Here is a 22,183-nt window from a genome sequence, read left to right as displayed (position 1 = left end):
CGGCGTCCGACGCACGAATAAGATGCAAATGCTGCGCCTTCCGCCGCATCAGACACAAGACTAGATCTCCGGCAGCTCCGGTTCCGGAGCAGACAGAAAGGAGATCGCCTTGGCAGTCGTTGAGCAAAATCGGGAACTGATATCGGCGCCGCGACAGGCCCAGTCCGCTGGCTTGGCACTGGCGAGCCTGTCGCTCGCCACGCTGCTATCGTCATTGGGAACCAGCATCGCCAGCGTCGGGCTGCCTTCGCTGATGCAGGCTTTCAATGCATCGTTCCAGGCCGTGCAATGGGTGGTTCTCGCCTATCTGCTAGCCATCACGACGCTGATCGTCAGCGCAGGGCGGCTGGCCGACATGTTCGGGCGTCGGCCATTGCTGCTTGGCGGCATCGCGCTGTTCACGCTGGCATCGGTGCTCTGCGGCCTGGCACCAACACTCTGGCTGCTGATCGCGGCGCGCGCCATGCAGGGACTTGGCGCCGCGCTGATGATGGCGCTGACACTGGCCTTCGTCGCGGAAACCGTAAGCAAGGAGCGAACCGGCAGCGCCATGGGCCTGCTCGGCGCCATGTCCGCGATCGGCACGACCCTCGGGCCTTCGCTTGGCGGCTTGTTGATCGCCGGCCTCGGCTGGCGGGCGATCTTTCTTGTCAATGTCCCGCTTGGCCTTCTGACCTTCGCTCTCGCCTGGCGTGCCTTGCCGGCGCGCGGCGGAACAATGGAGACCGGTCAAGGCACGTTTGACGTCACGGGCACCGCCCTGCTGGCCCTTACCTTGGGCGCCTATGCCCTGGCATTGACGCTTGGCCGAGGCAATTTTGGCGTGCTCAATCTGGGCCTGCTGGTCGCGGCCGGTATCGGCGTCATCGTGTTCGCCATCGCGCAGGCGAAGGCGAAGGCGCCCCTCGTCCAACTCGCCCGCTTCCGCGACCCGCGGCTGAGCGCCGGCCTCGCCATGAGTCTCATCGTCGCCACGGTGATGATGGCAACCCTGGTGGTTGCTCCGTTCTACCTGTCGCGCGGGCTGGGATTGAATGCCGCGATGGTTGGAATGGCGCTTTCGACCGGGCCGCTTGTCTCGACCCTGTCGGCGTTGCTGGCCGGCCGGCTGACCGATCGCTTCGGTGCCCATCGGATGATGGTCGCCGGCCTGCTCTGCCTCGCCACGGGAACGTTGCTCCTGTCGCTCGCTCTGACCAGGCTCGGCATTGCCAGCTACGTCGCTCCAATTACCGTCACCTGCTTCGGCTACGCCCTGTTCCAGACCGCCAACAACGCGGCCGTCATGGGCGGTGTAAGCGCAAACGAACGTGGCGTCGTTTCCGGTCTGCTCAACCTGTCGCGCAATCTTGGTCTCATTACTGGCGCATCGCTGATGGGTGCCATATTCGCGATCGCATCGAGTGACGCACAGCAAGGGATCGGGCAGCAGCTCTTGAGTTCCGCGGCGGCGGCCCAAGGCATGCAGATCACCTTCCGGGCAGCCACGGCCCTGGCCTTGGCCGCGCTGGTCCTTGCTGTGCTCTCCGCCCGCGCCGACCGCCGAGCGGAACCCAACCGGCGTTGAACCGCAATCGTTTGACCGCTCGCCTTCGCCGCCCCTCCTTCACGACCTTCATCCTGCCCATGTGGGTGATGGCCATGGGCATCGTCTTTGCCGGAACTGTTACGGCCGATGAAATGACGCGAGGGGCCTGGCGATCGCCGTTCAGGCCCCAGCCCGTTTGCGGCGCTCGTAAAGCATGACGAGCGTTTCAGCCATCAGCGCCGGCTTTTCCTCGCCTTCGATCTCGACCGTGTTGGCTGCCTTCATCAGATATTGGCCTGGACCCCGGTCTTCCATGGAAAGCAGCGTCGTACGCAGGCGGATGCGCGCGCCGACCCTGACCGGCGCCAGGAAACGCACCTTGTCGAAACCATAGTTGAAGGCGGCCTGCGTATTCTCGGGCACGATCCCCATTTCGAGGGCCAGCGCGCCGATGATCGACAACGTCAGATAGCCATGCGCGATCGTGGTGCGGAATGGGCTTTGCCGCCGCGCCCGTTCAGGATCGACGTGGATCCATTGATGGTCGCCGGTGCATTCGGCGAACTGGTTGATGCGGTTCTGGTCGACCGTGGTCCATTCCGAGACGCCGAGTTCCTGTCCGGACATCGTTCTCAGCTGTTCGTAGGTTGGCGGCGTTTTAGGCCGTACTTCCGTCATTCCTGCTTTCCCGATCGCTTCCAGAGCTTCCGGACCACGAACCGGCGGCCTCTGTCAATTCGTTCCGCGCAAATCCGTTCCGCCGGATTCGAACACACTCGTGCCATGCCTTGCCACGCAATGGCAGGCCCGAACCGGACTTTTTGACCTTCCAGCTTGCCGGGAGCTTATGCCGTGGCGCTAATGCAACTATGTGCGATATTGCGGAATCGCCAACCGGCGTGCCGGATAGAGGGCGAAACGACAGCCGATGGGATTCACTTCTGCCCGTAGCCGGCGCGGACCTCCTCCATCGCCTCCTTGATGCGCGCGCGCAGGATGTCGATCGATTCGGTGCCTGATTTCCTGGCCAGTTCAGCCACTTCACCAGCGTTCTTGAGCGCGGCCTCGAAGGATTTTCTGGCAAACTCCGTCTGCTTGGCCATCAGTTCCTGCGGATTGCCCGGTGCGCGGTAGCCCTGCGCCATGTCGGCGAGCTCCCGCAACGTGTCCTGCAGCATTTCGCGCTGCCTTGACATCAGCGAGGTTGCCCCGGCCGCACTGGTCCGTGCCGCCTTCTCCAGTGCCTCGAGGTTCTTGCGATGATGGGCAAGGATCGCCTCGACATCGACGTTGGGCACCTTCAAGTCACGGCCGAATCTGCCGAACATTTCCATAAAGGAATCGGATTCCGCTTGCTTTGCCATGCTCATCTGCTCCCCTGTCGCCGCGGATGCGGCTGCCCTCACCGGGAGGATAGCACCCACGCGTGTTGAGTCCATTCGGATACGCTAACTAGCGAGGAAATTCTGAATACCGCCAGGAGCCATGGAACATTGCACGTAGAATCTGTCCGTGAGAAGCTAGTCGTATGGAAGAACCGGATCAAGAAGTTGAAGAAAACCAATGGTGCTTGAGCGAGCGCCAACGAGTAATCGACTATTTGCTGGAAGAGGGTCTGGTGCATGGCCGGGTTGGAGAATGGCCTGGCTGGCATGTTCATCCCTATGTAGCCATTTGGGCAATTGAGAGCGTCGCTCGTCCGAATTGGGTCGGATGGTGGGTGATTTCCGGTGATCTTCCCATTGACTATGTCCCTTGCGGAGTCGATCGCACACCGCGCGGAGCCTTGAGAGACATAGGAACCCTATGGCGAACGGCTGCAGCAGAATGGTCGCTTGGTAGAGAGGTCGGAGACTGCACTGTTGGTAGCGATCTTCGGCATCGACCTGCGTTAATTCCTCTTCTTGCTGCAAGGGCAGAAATACTCCTAGGGTGGGCCGATGACCCAAGCATCTGGCCGGATCTTTGAGCACACCTACGGACCAAGCGGTGATCAGATATTAGCCGACTAGGAACAGCCGCTCGGCCACATAAAGCACGATGCCAGCCAGCCCGCCGATGATCATGCCGTTGAAGCGGATATATTGCAGGTCCCTGCCGATGTTCATCTCGATCAGGCGCGTCAGTTGCGCCAGGTCCCAGCGCTTGACCTGGTCGGCGATGAATTTCGAGACACCGCTCTTCTGGCTTTCGACAAAGGAGGCCAGCGCCACCACGAATCCTTGATTCATGTCGGCCCGGATCTGGGCATCGCCGGCAAGATGGCGGCCGACTTCGACGAACATGTTGGCGAGATGCTCCCGGACCAGCGAATTCGGCGCCTTGGCATCCTGCTCGATGAACAGGCTGAGGCTCCCCCACATGTCGCCGGCCAGCGCCCTGACTTCGGGTCTGGCGAGGAAATCGCGCTTCATTTTCTCCGCTCGCTTGGCATATTGCTTGGACGTGCGCAGCCGGTCGACGAAACTTTGCGCGAAACGGTCGAATTCGGCGCGCATCGGGTGGTCGGGATCGGCACGCACTTCGTCCAGCAGGGAGCCCGCCGAGGCGACGATCTTCTTCAGGAGATAGGCATCGGCGCGAAACAGGTTGAACAGCGACGGCAGTTCCTCGCGGATCTTGTCGCGCATCGTCGCCAGCGCCTGTTCGTCGTTGAGGAAGCGGCCGATGACCTTGATGAACTCGTCGAACAATTTCTGGTGGCGACGATCGTCGGTGAGCGCCGACAAGAGTTCGGCGGCCAGCGGCGCCAGCGGCACCTTTTCGATCTGCTCCAGCATGCGGCTGGTGACGAAACCGCGCAGGCCCGATTGTTCGACGGCCGCAAGCGTACGCGGCACCAGCCGCACGACGAAGCGCGACAGGCCGGCCGCGCGTTCGGCATCGGCGAGCCAATCGGCGACGAGCGCCGAAAAATCGACCTCGGCGAGTTTTTCACGCACAGGCTCCGGCGCCAGGAAATTGACCTCGATGAAACGGCCAAGATTGTCGGCTATCCGATCCTTGTTTTCCGGGATGATGGCGGTGTGCGGGATGGGTAGCCCGAGCGGCCGTTTGAACAGCGCCACCACCGCGTACCAGTCGGCAAGGCCGCCGATGGTTGCCGCCTCGGCGAAGGCGGCGACGAAGCCGAGCCACGGGTAGCTGGTCTGGAAGGACTTGGCCAAGACAAAGACCAGCACGCAGAGTGCCAGCGCCGCCATGGCGACGAACTTTGTCCGCCGCAGCGCCGAAAGCTTGGCGCCCGCGTCGGTGTCGAAACGGACAGGCGCCAGCGACTGGGCCGATTGAGACATATGAGCCGCTCCTCGTCGATCCCAGGCTATTTAGTGCGTCGGTCGTCAAAATGCCCGCGACAGCCGATTTTCTCAGCGTTTCGCCTGGCCACGCACATAAAGTTGACGAGAATATTCAGCTATAATGCGAAGCCAGTCTGGAATTATTCCAAGGTATAGGCCATATTCGACCGAGGCCAGCGCGGCGACTCCGAAAATCCGGGTGAAGCCGCGCCGGCAAAGTTCCAGACTCTGGCATGGTTGCACCGCGCCAGCGCTTTGTGAGGATGAAATGCGGCTTACCCGCCAAACCAACTATGCCATGCGCATCCTGATGTATTGTGCCGCCAACAATGAACGGTTGAGCCGCATCCCGGAAATCGCGACCGCCTATTCGGTGTCGGAACTGTTCCTGTTCAAGATCCTGCAGCCTTTGGTCGAGAACGGCTTGGTCGAGACTGTCCGCGGCCGGAACGGAGGGGTACGGCTGGGCCGCGCCGCCGAAGCGATAAGCCTGTTCGATGTTGTGCGCGTGACCGAGGAAAGCTTTGCCATGGCGGAGTGCTTCGAGAATGACGCGGCCGAATGCCCGCTGGTCGACAGCTGCGCATTGAACTCGGCGCTGCGCGAAGCGCTCAACGCCTTCTTCGCCGTGCTTGCCCGCTACACGATCGCCGATCTGGTGGCGGCGCGGCCGAATGTGCGCAACCTGCTCGGTATCGACATGCTGATGGAGCGCCGCGCCCCGGCAGCTTGATCCTGCGCAGGCCGGGCCGAAGACCGCAGATCTAGGCTGCCGATTGCGGCAGCACGAATGGCATGTTGCCGGCCGGCAGCACGCCGACCTTGAGCCGGCAGTCGAACACATTCTCGATCAGATCGTCACTCAGCACGTCCCGCGGCGATCCGGCCGCGGCCAGCCGGCCGCGATGCATCACGAAGATGCGGTCGGCGAACATCGCCGTCAGATTGAGGTCGTGCAGGATCGCGACCACGCCGCCGCCTCTTCTGGCGAAGTCGCGGGCGATGTTCATGATGATCAGCTGATGCTTGATGTCGAGGCTGGAAACCGGTTCGTCGAGGAAGAGATAGCGCGGGCCGCCGTCAAGCACCGGCGCCCAGACCTGGCACAGCACGCGGGCAAGCTGGACACGCTGCTGCTCACCACCGGAAAGCTCCTGGTAGAAACGACCGGCAAAACCGTCGAGATCGACCCGCGCCAGCGCCCGCTCCGGCAGGCGTTCGTCCTCGCCGGGCAGCACGCCCGAGCGTCCACCGACGAGGCCAAGCCTGACGATCTCGCGCACGGTGAAGGGAAAGGACAGGGTCGTTGCCTGAGGCAGCACCGCTCGCACTGTCGCCGCCTCGACCGGCTTCATCGTCGACAGCTCGCGACCGTTGATAAGGATCCGTCCGGTATGGACGAGATCCCCCGACATCGCCTTGAGAAAGGTCGTCTTGCCCGATCCGTTGGGGCCGACGATGGCCGAGATTTCACCTGGCCTGACTTCGAAATCGACGTTGGCGACAATGCGCTTCTTGCCGATCACCACAGAAACGTCGCGGGCTTCGATCATGAAACACTCCTACAGGGTCTCAAATCTCACAGATCGATCACGCCACGCTTGCGCAGCAGGATCCAAAGGAAGAACGGCGCGCCAGCGACGGCGGTGACGATGCCGATCGGCAACTCTGCCGGCGCCACGATGGTGCGGGCGCCGGCATCGGCGAGCAGCAACAGCGAGGCGCCGAGCAGCGCCGAGGCCGGCAGCAGATAGCGATTGTCCGGGCCAATCAGCAGGCGCAGCAGATGCGGCACGACGATACCGACGAAACCGATGCCGCCGCTGACCGCGACGGACGCCCCGACCGCCGCCGAGACACCAATGATGGCTGTGTATTTCAGCCGCTGCACCGGGACGCCGAGATGGCCGGCGGTGGCCTCGCCTAGCGCCAGCGCGTTGAGACCCCGGGCCAGGAACGGCATCGCCGCGAGTGCCAGGACGATGATGGGTCCGACGGAAGAGATCTTGGCCCATGTCGCACCACCGAGCGATCCCAGTGACCAGAAGGTCAGATCGCGCAGCTGGCGATCGTCGGCCATGAAGATGAGGATTCCGGTCAGCGCCATGGCAAGTGCCGCCAGGGCGATGCCCGCGAGCAGCATGGTGGCGACAGAGGTTTGCCCGCGTCGCGTCGCAACCTGATAAAGCACCAATGTGGTGGCGAGGCCGCCGAGAAACGCCGCAAGCGGCAGCGCAAGCGTTCCGAGCAATGCGGTCACCGGTGCCAGCATGGTCCCGCCCAGCACGATGATGGCCACAGCACCGAGGCTGGAGCCAGCTGAAACGCCGATCAGTCCGGGATCGGCGAGCGGATTGCGGAACAGTCCCTGCATGACGGCGCCACAGACAGCGAGAGCCGCACCCACCAGCATGCCGAGGATAACGCGCGGCAGGCGGATGTCATGGACGATCAGGCTGTCACGGGCGTTGAGTGCCGCATCGCCGGGGATGGTGCCAAAGAGCCAATCCCTGATGACGTTCACGGCGGATGCATCCGACGCCCCGGATGTGAGCGAAAGCAAGACGGCGCCCGCCAGGCCCAGGCACAGCATAAGAATGACGGCACGGGCGCGGCCGGAACGATCCCCTTCGGATGCACCCATCGCCTTCACCGGACCGGCGATCGACTGGTCGGCCATGATGCTCAGTCCGTGACCTGTGCGCCATAGAGCGACACTGCGAGATCGTGGATCGCGTCGGCCGTGCGCGGTCCGAAGCCCAGAAGATAGGCGCCGTCGATGCGGATCAGCTTGCGCGCCGTTCCGGCCGGCGTCGAGGCGATGGATGGATTGCCGAACAATTCGTCGTCCGAGACCGGCGGCCCGGCATTGCTCATCATCAAGATTACGTCCGGCCTGGCGGTGATGATCGCTTCGTCGGACATCTGCCTGTAGCCGGAAAAGCCTTCCACCGCATTGACCCCGCCCGCCAGCCTGACCATGCCGTCGGCCGCGGTTTCACTGCCGGCCGCCAGGATCTTGCCACCCTGTATCGAGAGAACGAACAGGACGCGCTTGCGCTCCTTGATCGAGGCTGTCTGCTTTTCGGCGGCCGTGAGTTTGGCATCGAGCGCCTTGGCCAGCACCTCGGCCTTGGCCTCGACCCCGAGCGCCTTGCCGACGATGCGGACCTTCTGGAGGATGCCTTCGCGGCTGTACAGCTCGGGCACTTCGATGAAGGGAATGCCCGTCTTCTTCAGCACGTCGACGGCTTCCTTGGGGCCGCTGCCGTACAATGCCAGTATGGTTGTCGGATTGACCGACAAGACACCTTCCGGCGACAGCTGGCGCATGTAACCGACATCAGGCAGGTCGAGCGCGGCTTTTGGATAATTGCTGGTGGAATCGCGAGCCACCAGACGCTTTTCCTCTCCAAGCGCATAGACGATCTCGGTGATGGACCCGCCGATGGCGGCGATCCTCGAAGGATCGACGAAGACCGAAACGCCTTCGTCGGCGCCGGCCGGCTGCATTGCGGCGAAAGCCAGGGAAAGGCCGATCGCGGAACCGATCATCGATCCGCGCAGGGCGGACAGTCTCGACACAAAACTCATTACACTGTCCTCAGGCTGCCGTCGGGCTTGGAATGCGCGGCAGGTGCTCGGCCAGGAAGCGCCAGTCGTCGCGCTCGCTTTCGCCTTCGTGGCGCTTGCCGAAGAACTGGATGATCATGTCGCCATTGGCGGCATAGACCTCGAGCGAGGTGACGTGGCCGTCCCTGGTCGGCTTGCGCACCGCCCATACCTCATGGATGTGGTCGGTTCGCAGATGCAGATGAAAGGTCTCGTCCAGCACGTTGATCCACGGCCCCATCGGCTTGATCGACTTGACCGGGCCGGAATGGATCTGGATGCAGCCGCGGTTGCCCACGAAGCACATGATCGGCATCTCGCTTTCGGCGGCGTGATGGAACATGGCGCGCACCGCGTCATTGTCGAGCAGCCAGGCGTAATCCTGGCCGACCATGCGCACCGCCTGGCGGCGGCTGAGCTTCAACGTCTTCAGCATGCCGAAGAACTGGTGCACGTCCGTCAGCCGGCTCCAGCGGTCACGCAGATCGTCCAGGCTCGCGGTCGATGTCCCAGCCTCGTTTTCCTCGTCGAGAACGGTTCCTGAAATCTCGATCGTCGGCCCCTGGTTCGGCGATTCCAGAGAGGCGACCAGCTTCTGGTAGGCATAGAGGCTGGAGGCGGGGCGCAGATGCACCTTGTGCACCGCCTCGCCGGAAGCATCGAAGAATTGCAGGCTGCGGCGGATGTCGTCGCCGTCCCGCTTTTCCAGGGCGAAGCCATGCGCCCAGATTTTCGGGAAGATGCGCAGGTCGATGTTCTCGCCAAGCACCATCGCATTGTGATTGCCGGTGACGACCTTGTCGTAAACGCCGATCTTTTCGTGCACGGCGCTTTCGTTGCGGGTCAGCGCCATCACCTCGCCAACGGCCTCTAGACCGGTCAGAAGGTCATTGACGCGCGGCTCGATGCGAATGACGCCATCACCGCAATGCGCGGCCACCAGCTCGGCCTCCGAAATGCCGAGCTGGCCGGCCAGATCACGCTCGCGCGCTTTCGGATTCTCGGTCCGTGCCCGCCGGATTTCATGCGGAGCGGGTTTTACGCACTGGTCCATGTCCTTACCCCTGATGCCTTGCCTTACTTGTTGAGAATGAGCTTGCCCTGGCGGGTGATCTTCAGCCGGTAGAGCGCCCCATGATGTTCGATGCCGATCTCGTGCTCGCCCTGGAACAGCGTGTTGCTGGACAGCGTTCGCACCGCCAGCGGAATCCGATCGAAACGGGCGGAGGCATCGTCGGAACGGCGGACGCGATAGCGAAAATCGTTGGGATTATGCGTGTTCATCTGGGTCGATCCCTTTCCTGTGCCGGGCATCTGGCTAGGCGTTGCGAAATTGCCGATTCATTTCTTGACTCGAATAATCATGTTTACTAGTCAGTGCAATACCGGACTAAATGAGTCAACATTTAAGATGCCGGATACGATCAAAAATGCCAGCAAGCCCCAGGCCAGCCAGCATGGAACCTGGGATTTGGAGTTGGGGCATGGAGTCGATGAATTGGGAACGGCGCGGCCGGGCGACGGCGAACGGCGCGGCGGCTTTACTCGCGGGCGTGGCGGCGATCGCCTTGTCCGCGCTATCGGCGCACGCCCAGCAGGCAACGCAGCCGGCGGGCAAGCAACCGGATCAATCGAAGAAGACTGACCAGGAAAAAGCAACTCCCGCGGGCGCGACGCTGCTCGACAAGATCCTGGTGCTCAGCCGCACCGGCGAAACGGCGATCGAATCGCTGGCCTCGGCCAGCCATGTCGACCAGGAACAGCTCGACCGCCGCATGGCGACGACGCCAAACGAGATGCTTTTCGGTGTGCCCGGCGTCGCCGCACAGGCGGACGCCAGGCGCGTCAGCACCAGCATCAACATCCGAGGCCTGCAGGATTTCGGCCGCGTCGCTGTCATCGTCGATGGCGCGCGCCAGAATTTCCAGCGTTCCGACCACGGCACGCAGTCGACCTTCTACATCGATCCCGAGCTCGTCAAATCCGTCGACGTGATCCGTGGCCCGGTCGCCAACACCTATGGCTCGGGCGCCATTGGCGGTGTCGTCTTCTTCGACACCAAGGATGCCCAGGATTTCCTCAAGCCTGACGAGAGCTGGGCCGGTTCCGTCACCGGACGCTACGAGAGCAACGGCAAGGGCTGGACATCAAGCGCATCCGGCGCTTATCGCGTCAGTGAGAACTGGGAGGTGCTGGGCAACATCGTCTACCGCGACTACGACAACTACAAGGACGGCGACGGCGACACCGTCAACGGCACTGGTTTCGACGTGCTGAGCGGCCTGCTCAAGACCACCATCCGGCCGACCGAGAACAGTGAGCTGAAGCTTGGCTGGGTCGGATCGAGCGACGGCTGGGACGAGACCAGCGGCGGCGTGCCTGTGAATGATATCGACCTGAAGTCGAACACCTTCACGGCCCGCTACAACATCACGGACGAAGACAAGAGCTGGCTCGATCTCCACATCAACACCTCCTACAACAAGACCAATCTCGGCCTGACCAGTCTTGTCCCGCAGAACCGCTTCGATCCGGTCTCCGGTCTTCCCGTGGTGCTGCCGGCAGGATCACAATCGACATTCGATGTCGGCACGGCCGGTATCGATATCTGGAACACGTCACGGTTCGAAACGGGCGGCATCGCGCATGAACTGAGCTATGGCGGCGACTGGGTCGGCGACAATGTCAAGACGGGCGGCGCGGCCGGCGGCGACAGTTTCTACACCCCTTCGGGCAAGCGGAACGTGTCGGGCGCCTACGTCCAGGACAAGCTCACCTGGGACTGGCTCGAAGTCATCGCCGGCCTGCGCTACGACAGCTACATCCTGAAGAACGACACGCACGATATTTCCGGCGACAGGCTATCGCCGCGCGTCACGGTCGGTGTCTCGCCTTTCGAGAGCGCCGGCCTTGCCGGCCTGCAATTCTACGGCACCTATGCGGAAGGCTATCGCTCGCCCTCGATCACGGAGACTCTGATCAGCGGCAACCATCCGGCAGGCGTCAGCTTCCCGTTCCTGCCCAATCCAAATCTGCGGCCTGAAACCGGCAAGACGACCGAATTCGGCGTCAACTACAAGCAGAACGACATCTTCGAGGCTGGCGACGCCTTGCGCCTGAAGGCAGCCTATTTCAACAACGATGTCGACGACTATATCGACGGCGTGACGCTGTCCCCGTTCGCCCCAGGCAGCGGCTGCCCCTTCGGCCCCGGCATCCCGATCTGCTTCCAGTATCAGAATTTCGCCAAGGCCAGGATCAACGGTTTCGAGCTGGAAGGTGTCTACGACGCGGCGTGGGGCTATGCCGGCCTCTCGGCTTCGATCACAAATGGCCACACAGTTTCCTACAAGGGCGTGGAGGCCGACCTCGCCACCATTCCCTCCTCTCAGGTCACCGCTCAGCTCGGTTTGCGTTTCCTCGAGGACAAGCTGACCGTCGGGGGCGAAGTGCAGTACAACGGCAAGCCCAAGGGCAATGCGGTGGCCACCGACTATACGCTGGTCAACGCCTTTGCCAGCTATCAGGCGACCGACGATCTGAAGGTCGATTTCCGTGCCGACAACCTGTTCGACGTCAAATACGCCAACCCGCTGAATGGCGGCACGACGGTCGCCGTCTATGAACCCGGCATCACGCTGAAACTGGCGGCAACCATGCGATTTGGAGGCTGATCCATCATGACGAGCTTGACGACATCGCTTCGTCTGCTGACCTCGGCGCTGGCGATGTCGCTTGCGATGGTTCCGGCGTGGGCTGAGCAGTCCGCGCCGGTCCTGACCCTCGAACTCAATGCAGCGCAGCCTTCCGACAAGGGCTGCCGCCTGACCTTCCTGGTCAGCAACAATCTCGGCGCCGACCTCATCAAGGCGGCGTTCGAGATCGCCCTGTTCAACGAGGCCGGTATCGTCGACCGGCTGACCGTGCTCGACTTCAAGGACCTGCCGGCCGGCAAGACCAAGGTGACGCGCTTTGACCTGGCCGGCACTGACTGCACCAAGGTCAGCCGCGTGCTGATCAACAGCGCCACGGAATGCGCCGGCACGGGCGTCGAGCCGGCCGCCTGCATGCGCAAGCTGAAGACGGACACCAGGACCGGCATCGCTTTCGGAGTCTGAGGGCGGCGGTGGGACTGGAACTCGACTTGGCACGACATATGGTGGCCCGGCCCCTGGCCGGCCTTCCGCTGTTTGAGCCAGTCCATCTTGATTTGACAATGACGCCTGGGCCGCTGCATTTTCCGCCGCGCGACATGCAGGAAATCAGTCCCCTCCGCGACGCCGGCGACGAGTTGGCCATCGTGCCGGCCGAGCCGCTTGCCCAGACACGGCCGCCGGCCGGCAACGGCAAGTGGGCAACGGCGATCGCCATCTCCGGCCTGCTCCATGCCGCGGTAGCGGCGGCTTTTCTGGTCTCACCTGCCGGCACGCTTGTTTCTAGGGAGACGGAGCAATCGGAAGGCGGCGATCACACAGGCGACAAGGTAGCCGGCAGTGCGCTGGACAAGGACCCGACGGCAATGAATGTCACGTTGGTGCCGAGCCAGCCGCCGGCCAACCCCCCTCAGGCAAAGGCAGCCAGGCCGGCGCCGCCGACGGAACCTTCGCGGCCCGCGCCGGAAGCTGTGACACAGGATCGCGAGCCCGCCCGGGACGCCGCGAAGCAGGCTTCGGAGCCCTCGCAGGAACCGGCCAAACAGCCAATGGTGACACCCGACATACTGGTGACGGCAAAACCCCGCCCGGACGACCAGAGCGTGGCCGCCAGGAACGAAACGCAGGCGCAGCCGAGCGTCCAGGCCGAAACCGTCGAGATGCCTGTCGCCGCTCCCGATCACCCGTCGACCCCCTATGCAAGGCCGACTCCGGCGGCCGCGCCTGCGACAGCTGCAGCGGCGGATGAACGGAGCGGTACGGCCGACGGCCAGGATTGGCCGGCGCAAGCGGCCAGCATGGGCAAGAGGCAGAAAGAGGCCGGCAGCGCCGCGGAAGACAGCTACCGCGGCGACGTCTTTCGAAAGCTCGGCAGAGTCAATCGAACTCTCCCGCCTTCGCTGCAACTGGCCGCGCGAAACAATGCGGTTGTGGCATTCGCCATAGGCAAGAAGGGCAACATAGATCAGTTGCGTATTCTGGAAAGCTCGGGATCGAAGACTTTCGATGAGGCCGCGCTTGGCATCGTGAGCAAGGCTGCTCCCTTCCCTCCAATTCCGCCACAGGCCGCGAATCCGGGTTTGGAATTCGAGGTCGGGATCGGCCCGTTTTAAGATGTGAGCAGCACAAACGTTGCGGCGCCAACCATCAACATCCGCAGGAAAGGGACCCCATGTATATCGCCATGAACCGCTTCAAGGTGCAGACCGGCTCCGAGGCCGATTTCGAAGCCGTGTGGAAGAACCGCGATTCCAGCCTTGCCGAGATGAAAGGCTTCCGCGAATTCCATCTGTTGCGCGGCCCGGCCAACGAGACCGAAGGCTACACGTTGTTTGCCTCGCATACGGTCTGGGCGAGCCACGCCGACTTCGTCGCCTGGACCAAATCGGAGAACTTTCGCGCCGCCCACCGCAATGTCGGCACGACAAAGGTCCATTATTTCGGCCACCCGCAATTCGAGGGTTTTTCCGTCGTCGAAGGCGCGTAAGTACCGACTAATCTATGCGGCGGCCAACAGGCTGGCATTGCCTCCGGCCGCCGTGGTGTCGACGCAGACGGCCCGCTCATGCGCATAAGCCGCCGGATTGAGCACCTCGCTGACCAGCGGCACGATCGGCCCGCTGCGCTCGGCGATGACCTTGCGCACGATGCGCGCCGCCTCGGGCGTGCCTGAAAAAGCAACGACATCGACGCGCAGCGAGCGCGCCTCGACCGGATCGGGGCGGCCATCGATGGCCGCCAGCGGCAGGCCTTTGCCGGTCAGCGCCGCCAGTGCCGCCGGGGCACCTGGCGCCACGGCCAGCACCGCATTGCCGGCGGCGAGCGCCTGGACGGTCTGCGCCAGCAGCGTGTCGGCGTCCGGCCCCAGGCACAGCACCCGGCCGCGCGGCGACAGCGACAGCGTGTTGGCCTCGCCGGTCGGGCCGGGCAAATCGACCTGACCGAAATCGATTGCAGCGGCGGCGCCGATCGCGGCCGCGCCCTTGCCGCGCAGGTGCTTCCTCAGGATGGCGATCCGGTCCGGCCGCGTCGACCAGCCGCCCAGCGACGGATCGGGCAGATTGTCGGCCAGTTCGGTGGCGGTGACCTTGTGCCCGTCGGCCAGGTGCGTGCCAGCTTCCGGCCCCTTGCGGAAGCGCCTGAGATAATGCGGGCCGCCGGCCTTCGGCCCGGTGCCGGAGAGGCCCTCGCCGCCGAACGGTTGCGAACCGACCACGGCGCCGATCTGGTTGCGGTTGACATAGATGTTGCCGGCATGAATGCCGTCGACGAAATGCTGGACGCGGCCCTCGATGCGGGTGTGCAGGCCGAAGGTTAGGCCATAGCCCTTGCGGTTGATGGCGGCGATGACGCTGTCGATCTGGTCGGCGTCGAAACTGGCAACATGCAGCACAGGCCCGAACACCTCGCGCTCCATGTCCTCGATACCCTTGACCCGCAAGACATGCGGCGCGACGAAACGCCCATCCTTGGGGGCCTCGAGCTTGGCGATCAGCCGGCCCTCAAGACCCTTCTTCGTGCAATAGTCGCGGATCGAGGCCTGCGCCTCGTCATCGATGACCGGGCCGACATCGGTCGAGATCAGCCAGGGATCGCCAATATTGAGCGCCTCCATGGCGCCCTTCAGCATCTCCAGCATCTTCTTCTCGACGTCCTTCTGCACATAGAGCACGCGCAGCGCCGAGCAGCGCTGGCCGGCACTCTGGAAGGCCGACGCCAGGATATCGCGCACCGCCTGTTCGGGCAGCGCTGTGGAATCGACGATCATGGCGTTGAGACCACCGGTCTCGGCGATCAGCATCGCGTCCGGCGCGGCGGTCTCGGCCAGCTGTTTTTCGATCAGCTTGGCGACCTCGGTCGAGCCGGTGAAGCAGACGCCGGCAATGCGCGGATCCGCCGTCAGCGGGCCGCCCACCGATGGGCCGTCACCGGGCAGGAGCTGGATGACGTCTTCCGGCACGCCAGCGGCGCGCAGCATCTCGACGGCGCGGAATGCGATCAGCGGCGTCTGCTCGGCCGGCTTGGCAATCACGGAATTGCCGGTGACGAGTGCTGCCGCGATCTGGCCGGTGAAGATGGCGAGCGGGAAATTCCATGGCGAGATGCAGACAATGGCGCCGCGCGCTTGCGTGCCCGCCTCGGCGTTCGCCGCCTCGGCGGCGTAGTAGCGAAGAAAGTCGACGGCCTCGCGCACCTCGGCGACGCCGTCGGCCAGCGATTTGCCGGCCTCGCGCGTGGCGAGAGCGAAGAACTCGACCGCATTGGCCTCGTAAAGGTCGGCCGCGAGGTTGAGGATCGCGGCACGCTCGGCAACCGGCCGTTTTGCCCAGGACGGCTGCGCCTCGACAGCGATGCGCACCGCGGTCGCGACCTGCTTGGCTGCGGCCTCGTGAACCGTGCCGACGACCTCGGAAGGCTTTGCCGGATTGACGATCGGGCGCTGCTTGCCGTAGCCGGCGGCGCGCGTGATCGGCTTGGCGTGCCAGCGATCCGACCCGGCAAAGGCCGCTTTGGCCTTGTCGATATCAGCCAGCGTCACCGTGTCCGTAATGTCGAATCCTTTCGAGTTGCGGCGCCCGATCCCAAAGATCTGGGATGGCTTGGCGATCGCCGGATTGGCGGCCGGCCCCTGGCTTTCGACCGTTTCCAGCGGATCACGCGCGATGTCCTCCGGCTCGACGTCCTCGTCGGTCAATTGGTGCACGAAGGAGGAATTGGCGCCGTTCTCCAGCAGGCGACGGACCAGATAGGCAAGCAGGTCCGAGTGCGCGCCGACGGGAGCGTAAATGCGGCAACGCGTGCCCTCTGACCGGCGCACGGTTTCGTGCAAGGCCTCGCCCATGCCATGCAGGCGCTGGAATTCGAAGGTATCGCGGTTGTCAGCCATCGACAGGATGGCGGCGACGGTGTGGGCATTGTGGGTGGCGAATTGCGGATAGATCCGGTCGGTCATGCCAAGCAGTTTTCTCGCGCACGCAATGTAGGAAACGTCGGTGTTGGCCTTGCGCGTGAACACGGGATAGCCGGAAAGGCCGAGCGTCTGCGCCCGCTTGATCTCGGTGTCCCAATAGGCGCCCTTGACCAGCCGCACCATGATGTTGCGATTGTACTTTTTCGCCAGTGCATAGAGCCAGTCGATGGTGAAAGCCGCGCGCGGACCGTAGGCCTGCACGACGACGCCGAACCCGTTCCAGCCGGCGAGTTCCGGCTCGGCCAGCACCCGTTCGATGACGTCAAGCGACAGGTCGAGACGATCGGCCTCCTCGGCATCGATGTTGAGGCCCATGCGCGAATGCCTGGCCGCGAGTGCCAGCGACAGCAGCCGCTCGGCCATCACAGGCAGCATTTCCTCCTTCTGCGCCACCTCGTAGCGCGGATGCAACGCTGAGAGCTTGACCGAGATTCCATGGTTGAAGCGGATATCAGGGCCGTTGGAGCCGGCATCGAGCGAGGAAATGGCGTCGGCATAGGCCTTGTGATAGCGCAGCGCATCCGCCTCGGTGCGGGCCGCCTCGCCCAGCATGTCGAAGGAATAGAGATAACCCTTCTGCGTCATCGGCCGGCCGCGCTTGACGGCCTCGGCGATGGTGCGACCCAGCACGAACTGTTCGCCCATCTCGCGCATGGCGGCGGCCACCGCCTTGCGGATGACCGGCTCGCCCAGCCTGCGCACCATCGAACGCAGCGTGCCTTCGATGCCGCCCTCGCCTTCGTCGAGCACGCGGCCGGTCAGCATCAGCGCCCAGGTCGAGGCGTTGACGAAGATGGAACTCGAACCGCCCGAATGCGCCGACCAGTCGTGCGGCGCGATCTTGTCGGCGATGAGGTCGTCCATCGTCTCGGTGTCGGGCACGCGCAGCAGCGCCTCGGCCAGACACATCAGCGCCACGCCTTCCTTGGTGGACAGACCGTAGGCGGAGAGAAAGACTTCCATCAGCCGGGGATCGGTGGAGCCCCGCACCGCCCGCACTAGGTCGGCCGCGCGGGCCGAGATTGACTTGCGGTCGCCGGCCGAAAATCCGGTCGCCTCGGCCAACCGCCTTACCGCCTCGTCTTCGTCGGGCAAATAATTGGCGCGGATCTGCTGGCGGATGGCGTCGAGCGGCATGGCGGTCCTATGAGCAAGCATAAGGGAACGGGCCGGCGGTCACCGGACCGAATGGCGCAAGCTAGCACAGGGTGCGGATTTCAGTCGGTCCAAAGAAATCGACACCGCAGGTCATTTGATCTATCATTACGGCACAAATTCAACAGATTGACCGCATTTTCCATGATAGAAGACCAATTGGACCGCATCGACAGGAACATCCTGTCGGCGCTGGCAGGCAATGGCCGGCTTTCCATGTCGGAACTGGCGGCCAAGGTCGGCCTGTCGAAGACACCGGTGCAGGCGCGGGTGAAGCGGCTGGAGAAGGATGGCTACATCAGGGGCTACCAGGCGATCATCGACCGCGAGCGCATGGGTGAAGGCCATGTCGCCTTCGTCCAGGTGAAATTGTCGGACACCCGTTCCGCGGCGCTCGATGCCTTCAACCGGTCCGTACAGGCCGTGCCGGAGATCGAGCAGTGCCACATGATGGCATCGAGCTTCGATTATCTCCTGAAGGTCCGCACCAGGGATATCGCCGCCTACCGGCGCGTACTCGGCGAGCGCATCTCGGCCCTGCCCCACGTCGCCCAGACCTCGACCTTCGTGGCGATGGAGACGGTGAAGGACCGATGACCATGATCCCGAAAAGTGGAAGCTGGTTTTCGGACAAGGTCATGGTCAAACAGAAGGGCTATTCCGACAGCGTCTTCAGGAACGCCACCAGTGCGGCGCGCTCGCGGTCCGACAACTCCAGCGGGTGGACTTCGGATACCCCTTCGACGCTCGGCGCAGCCTTGGCATAGTGAGCCACCACCTCGTCGAGCGATGAAAACTGCCCGGCATGCATGTAGGGCGGCCGTGTCGCAGCACCGCGCAGCGACGGCGTCTTGTAGGCGCGCACCAGTTCCGGCGCATCCTTGACCATGAAGCGCAGCTCGCCGCAGGCATTGGCCTCGCCATCGCGATAAGCGCCGAAGCAGTTGAAGGGGTCGGCCTCGACCTGCGCTACCGCGTCGACGCGCCCGCGATCCGCCGGCAAGCCGGCAACAGGCGGCACACCCGTATTGTGAAAACCGTTGTCGGTGAAACGCGGGCCATTGTGGCAGGTCACGCAATTGGCCTTGCCGATGAACAGTTTCAGCCCAAGGACTTCTTCCCGCGAAAAGGCCGCATCGCCTTTCGGCTCGGCGCCTGTGGCAAGGTCCAGCGCAAAGCGGTCGAATCGCGTCGGCGCCGGCTCGATCGAGCGTTCGAAGGCGGCAAGCGCCTTGCCTATATTGGCATAGACGCTGTTGATGGCGTCACGCTGCGCATCGCTCATCGCGTTCCAGGCAGCTTTTTCGGTATCGCTTCCAAGCGGGCTGGCATTCAACGGAACGCCAGAAAAATCGGGCAATGGCCCGAAGATGCGCTCATAGCGTTCGCCGAAGCGCGCCTTCATGTAATGCGCGTAAGCGGTGCGGTTTCCCGCCTGTTCCAACGGGTTTTCGAGCGGCGTCAGCGCCTGTGCCCACAGGCTATCGCGACGTCCGTCCCAGAAGAACCAGGGGTCACGCGCCACACCGGCCAGCGGCATGGTGCGCCGGTTGGTGCGGCCGACACCCACCGCCTGCGGCAGGTCGTCCTGGAATTGGCGGTCGATCTTGTGGCAGGTCGAGCAGGACACCGTTCCGTCACGGCTCATCCCAACATCGAAGAACAGCGTCGAGCCGAGCGCCGCGGCGGCCGGCACATCGGCGAAGCGGTTGGTGGTGTCAGGCTTCAGCGCCGGCAGCGTATTCAGCGCGAGCGAAGCGATCGTCTTCTTCTCGGCATCGGAAAAATCCGGCTTGCCGCAACCGCCAAGGAGCACGGCCACCGTCAGCGCCAAAAAGCAGAAAAGGCGCCTCATCGACCGCTCACAGCACCACGTTGAACAGCACAGTGTCGGAGCCCGCGCCGGACGATATGGCGAAACGCAGCTGCCACCAGCCGCTCATGGTGAATTTGAGCCCCTCGATGCGGTAGCGGCCCTCGCCGAGATAGTCGGTCGCCTGCGGACTGGTCGGCAGACCGTGATTGTGCTGCGGCATCCCGCCGGAGATGGCGATCGCGGCTCGCTCCACCGAAGCCCCTGTCTTTGTCTTCAGCGTCAGCACCCAGGATTCCAGCTCGCCCTGCCGCACCACGCCGCGTTCCGGCACGAAACTCGCTACGTACAATCCGTTGTCGGTTTTCTTCGTCCTCGAGACATCCGGACCGACAGGCTGTGCCGAATGCGGCGCGGTCAGATAGACGACCGCGAGAACGCCGACCAGCAAAGCAGCCAGACCAAGACCTGCCAGGAGATAACGCCATAACGATGCCAAACCGGTTCCTCTTCTGCGGATAACGTTCTGCCGGACGGATCGCATCCCGCCAGCCTGTGGGAAAACGCTGTGGCGGAAAAAAGCCTGCTTGCCAAGCATGGCGCTGCGTCCGGCAAAAAGCTACAGCACGCAAATCACTGGAGGATCGCAGATGGTGGGAAACGGCGTCGCCTCGATTGGCGAATGCATGCTGGAACTGTCGGGCCAGACGGGCCCGAACTGGCGCATGGGTTTTGCCGGCGACACGTTCAACACGCTGTGGGCGTTGCATGCGCTGAGCGCTGACCTGCCGGCAACCTATGTCTCGGCCTTCGGCGACGACCCCTTCTCCCAAGGCCAGATCGCTTTCTTCGCTGAAAACGGCATCGGCATCGGCTCCAGTCCGGTCATACCGGGCGCGCGCCCCGGCCTCTATGCGATCACGCTGACCGGTGCCGAGCGCTCCTTCACCTACTGGCGTGGCGACGCCGCCGCGCGGCAGCTAGCTTCGGATCCGGCGGCACTATCGAAAAGCATGCAAAATCAATCGCTTGTGTACTTTTCCGGAATCACTTTGGCAATTCTCGACGATGCCTCGCGCAAGACGCTGCTGGCGGCCGTGGGCAAGGCGCGCGCGGCGGGCTCGACGATCGCCTTCGATCCCAACTACCGGCCACGACTGTGGCGCGGCCGCGACCAAGCGCAGGCAGCGATCGTCGAAGCGCTTGCCGTCACCGACATCGCGCTGCCGACCTTCCCTGACGAGCAGATGCTGTTCGGCGATGACACCCCGCGGGCGACCGCCGAGCGGCTCAGGCAATGGGTTGGCGAAGTTGTCGTCAAGAATGGCGAGCAGCCGGCACTGATTGCCGAAAACGGATCATTGCAGGACGTGCCTGCAATCCATGTCGCGGCCCCCGCCGACACCACCGGCGCCGGCGATTCCTTCAATGGCGGCTATCTCGCCGCCCGTCTTGCCGGCCACAACCCGCAGGAGGCCGCCCGCAGAGCCCATCGCGTTGCCGCTGCCGTCGTGCAGGTGCGCGGCGCGCTGGCACCGTTCGAGACGCTGAGGGCGGCGTTCGGCAAGCCCTGAAAAAGCTAACCTTGCCGGAACCGGTATTCGGTCACGTGGTGATAGATCGCGCCAGGCCATAGCGTCGCCTGCGGGAAATAGGGCCGGTTCGGCGCGTCAGGCCATATTTGCGGCTCCAGGCAGAAGCCGCTGAAGGCCTTGTAATTCCGCCCTTCCAGGCCGGTGCGTGGCGTCACATATTGCCCGGTGTAGAGCTGGACACCGGGCTCCGTTGTCCAGACTTCCATCTCGACGCCGGAATTCGCCCCTTGCACCCACGCGGCCTGCTTGAGCGGCCCGCGCGCCGCGGCCAGGCAGAAATTCTGGTCGTAGGGCAGTTGTTCGCCCTCGGTCTCCATGCGCAATGGCCGCGCCTGGCGAAAATCGAAAGGCGTGCCGTCGACCGGCTTCACCACGCCGGTCGGGATCATGTCGCCGTCGACAGGCAGATAGGCACCGGCGTTCAGCATCATCCTGTGGTCGAGAATGTCGCCAGTGCCGCCATCATCGAGGTTGAAATAGGAATGCTGGGTGAGATTGCACGGCGTCGGCTCCTCGCAGGTCGCCGTCAGTTCGACGCTCAGCGTGCCGGGAATTTTCAGCCGGTAGGTGCAAGTAACGTCGAGCGCGCCGGGAAAGCCCATCGCACCGTCGGGATCATGCAGCGTCAGAGTGACGAAATCCCTGCCGTGCAGCGAAACCGTCCATGGTCGGTGGGAGTAGCCTTGCGAGCCGCCATGCAGCGTATGCTTGTCGAGGAAGTTGCGCTCGGTCTGGTAGCGGTTGCCGCCAATTGTGAAGCGGCCTTCGCCGATGCGGTTGGCGTAGCGCCCGACCACGGCCCCGAAGAAGCCAGTGTCGGTCTCATAGGCCTCCAGATTGTTGTAGCCGAGGACCAGCGGCGCGTCGTGCCCAGTCAGGCGCAGGTCCTGGACGATGGCGCCAAGCCCGATGATGTTGGCGGTGAGGCCGCCGCCCCTGATCGTAAAGCGGCGGATCGGTTCGCCTGCCTGTGTCGTGCCGAAAACCTCGCCGTCCTTCATCGTCATGCCCGCAAATGCCAGTGGATCCAAAGGACTTCGGCTGGTTGTTCAGCCTG

General features: G+C 63.6%; 20 protein-coding genes. 8 read left to right on the top strand and 12 right to left on the bottom strand.

The window, feature by feature from the left end; genetic code table 11:
• Positions 1-109 precede the first annotated feature (109 nt).
• Entirely contained in the window at positions 110-1,567 is a 1,458-nt protein-coding gene (locus EN804_RS22685) for an MFS transporter (RefSeq protein ID WP_135921431.1), read from the top strand.
• A 141-nt stretch (positions 1,568-1,708) separates the two neighbouring features.
• Here the strand turns inward: EN804_RS22685 and EN804_RS22675 are convergent, their stop codons facing one another.
• From EN804_RS22675 to EN804_RS22660, 3 genes are all read right to left on the bottom strand, one after another.
• On the bottom strand, positions 1,709-2,206 hold the full coding sequence (locus EN804_RS22675) for a MaoC family dehydratase (RefSeq protein WP_127280148.1): 498 nt from the start codon (positions 2,204-2,206) through the stop codon (positions 1,709-1,711).
• 257 nt (positions 2,207-2,463) lie between these two features.
• The gene (locus EN804_RS22670) at positions 2,464-2,892 is read right to left on the bottom strand and encodes a phasin family protein (protein ID WP_135921429.1); all 429 of its coding nucleotides are present in this window, start codon (positions 2,890-2,892) and stop codon (positions 2,464-2,466) included.
• Positions 2,893-3,528: 636 nt separating this feature from the next.
• Positions 3,529-4,824 carry a DUF445 domain-containing protein gene (locus EN804_RS22660; protein WP_135921427.1) on the bottom strand — a complete coding sequence of 432 codons (1,296 nt, stop codon included), beginning with the start codon at positions 4,822-4,824 and terminating at the stop codon, positions 3,529-3,531.
• Positions 4,825-5,095: 271 nt separating this feature from the next.
• Here EN804_RS22660 and rirA point away from each other — a divergent pair, with 271 nt between their 5' ends.
• A complete protein-coding gene (gene rirA, locus EN804_RS22655) occupies positions 5,096-5,560 on the top strand; it encodes an iron-responsive transcriptional regulator RirA (protein ID WP_127278767.1) in 465 nt (154 codons plus the stop codon).
• A 31-nt stretch (positions 5,561-5,591) separates the two neighbouring features.
• Here rirA and EN804_RS22650 read toward each other — a convergent pair whose 3' ends face one another.
• Genes EN804_RS22650 through hemP form a run of 5 tightly spaced genes read right to left on the bottom strand, consistent with a single transcriptional unit; the run spans position 5,592 to position 9,723 of the window.
• Positions 5,592-6,380: a heme ABC transporter ATP-binding protein gene (locus EN804_RS22650; protein ID WP_135880566.1), complete on the bottom strand. Its 789-nt coding sequence runs from the start codon at positions 6,378-6,380 to the stop codon at positions 5,592-5,594.
• 26 nt (positions 6,381-6,406) lie between these two features.
• Positions 6,407-7,507, bottom strand: a complete 1,101-nt coding sequence (locus tag EN804_RS22645) for an iron ABC transporter permease (RefSeq protein ID WP_135921426.1) — start codon at positions 7,505-7,507, stop codon at positions 6,407-6,409.
• A gap of 5 nt (positions 7,508-7,512) precedes the next feature.
• The gene (locus tag EN804_RS22640) at positions 7,513-8,421 is read right to left on the bottom strand and encodes a hemin ABC transporter substrate-binding protein (RefSeq protein ID WP_135921425.1); all 909 of its coding nucleotides are present in this window, start codon (positions 8,419-8,421) and stop codon (positions 7,513-7,515) included.
• A gap of 10 nt (positions 8,422-8,431) precedes the next feature.
• Positions 8,432-9,493 carry a hemin-degrading factor gene (locus EN804_RS22635; protein ID WP_135921424.1) on the bottom strand — a complete coding sequence of 354 codons (1,062 nt, stop codon included), beginning with the start codon at positions 9,491-9,493 and terminating at the stop codon, positions 8,432-8,434.
• A gap of 23 nt (positions 9,494-9,516) precedes the next feature.
• Positions 9,517-9,723: a hemin uptake protein HemP gene (hemP, locus tag EN804_RS22630; protein WP_027051401.1), complete on the bottom strand. Its 207-nt coding sequence runs from the start codon at positions 9,721-9,723 to the stop codon at positions 9,517-9,519.
• Between the two features lie 200 nt (positions 9,724-9,923).
• Between hemP and EN804_RS22625 the strand changes: the two genes are divergently transcribed.
• The 4 genes from EN804_RS22625 (at position 9,924) to EN804_RS22610 (ending at position 14,079) form a co-directional block, all read left to right on the top strand.
• Positions 9,924-12,113: a TonB-dependent hemoglobin/transferrin/lactoferrin family receptor gene (locus EN804_RS22625; protein ID WP_135921423.1), complete on the top strand. Its 2,190-nt coding sequence runs from the start codon at positions 9,924-9,926 to the stop codon at positions 12,111-12,113.
• A 6-nt stretch (positions 12,114-12,119) separates the two neighbouring features.
• Positions 12,120-12,557 carry a hypothetical protein gene (locus EN804_RS22620; protein WP_127278773.1) on the top strand — a complete coding sequence of 146 codons (438 nt, stop codon included), beginning with the start codon at positions 12,120-12,122 and terminating at the stop codon, positions 12,555-12,557.
• Positions 12,558-12,655: 98 nt separating this feature from the next.
• Positions 12,656-13,705 (top strand): energy transducer TonB, encoded by a 1,050-nt coding sequence (locus EN804_RS22615; protein WP_246693466.1) that lies wholly within the window; start codon positions 12,656-12,658, stop codon positions 13,703-13,705.
• A 59-nt stretch (positions 13,706-13,764) separates the two neighbouring features.
• Positions 13,765-14,079 (top strand): antibiotic biosynthesis monooxygenase, encoded by a 315-nt coding sequence (locus tag EN804_RS22610; RefSeq protein WP_127281004.1) that lies wholly within the window; start codon positions 13,765-13,767, stop codon positions 14,077-14,079.
• Between the two features lie 12 nt (positions 14,080-14,091).
• Here the strand turns inward: EN804_RS22610 and putA are convergent, their stop codons facing one another.
• Entirely contained in the window at positions 14,092-17,700 is a 3,609-nt protein-coding gene (gene putA, locus EN804_RS22605) for a bifunctional proline dehydrogenase/L-glutamate gamma-semialdehyde dehydrogenase PutA (protein WP_135921422.1), read from the bottom strand.
• A gap of 162 nt (positions 17,701-17,862) precedes the next feature.
• Between putA and EN804_RS22600 the strand changes: the two genes are divergently transcribed.
• Entirely contained in the window at positions 17,863-18,315 is a 453-nt protein-coding gene (locus tag EN804_RS22600) for an Lrp/AsnC ligand binding domain-containing protein (RefSeq protein ID WP_127872699.1), read from the top strand.
• Positions 18,316-18,373: 58 nt separating this feature from the next.
• On the opposite strand, the gene EN804_RS22595 is transcribed toward EN804_RS22600, so the two are convergent.
• Entirely contained in the window at positions 18,374-19,573 is a 1,200-nt protein-coding gene (locus EN804_RS22595) for a cytochrome c peroxidase (RefSeq protein WP_135915733.1), read from the bottom strand.
• Positions 19,574-19,580: 7 nt separating this feature from the next.
• The gene (locus EN804_RS22590; RefSeq protein ID WP_127280325.1) at positions 19,581-20,030 is read right to left on the bottom strand and encodes a FixH family protein; all 450 of its coding nucleotides are present in this window, start codon (positions 20,028-20,030) and stop codon (positions 19,581-19,583) included.
• Between the two features lie 151 nt (positions 20,031-20,181).
• On the opposite strand from EN804_RS22590, the gene EN804_RS22585 reads away from it, so the two are divergent.
• Positions 20,182-21,105, top strand: coding sequence for a sugar kinase (locus EN804_RS22585; RefSeq protein ID WP_135921421.1), 924 nt, complete (start codon positions 20,182-20,184; stop codon positions 21,103-21,105).
• A 5-nt stretch (positions 21,106-21,110) separates the two neighbouring features.
• Here the strand turns inward: EN804_RS22585 and EN804_RS22580 are convergent, their stop codons facing one another.
• Positions 21,111-22,133: an aldose epimerase family protein gene (locus tag EN804_RS22580; RefSeq protein ID WP_127872702.1), complete on the bottom strand. Its 1,023-nt coding sequence runs from the start codon at positions 22,131-22,133 to the stop codon at positions 21,111-21,113.
• Positions 22,134-22,183: the final 50 nt, after the last annotated feature.

Origin of the sequence: Mesorhizobium sp. M8A.F.Ca.ET.161.01.1.1, from assembly GCF_004792105.1 — a bacterium.
Lineage (GTDB): Bacteria > Pseudomonadota > Alphaproteobacteria > Rhizobiales > Rhizobiaceae > Mesorhizobium.
This window is presented reverse-complemented; position numbering and strand designations above follow the sequence as displayed.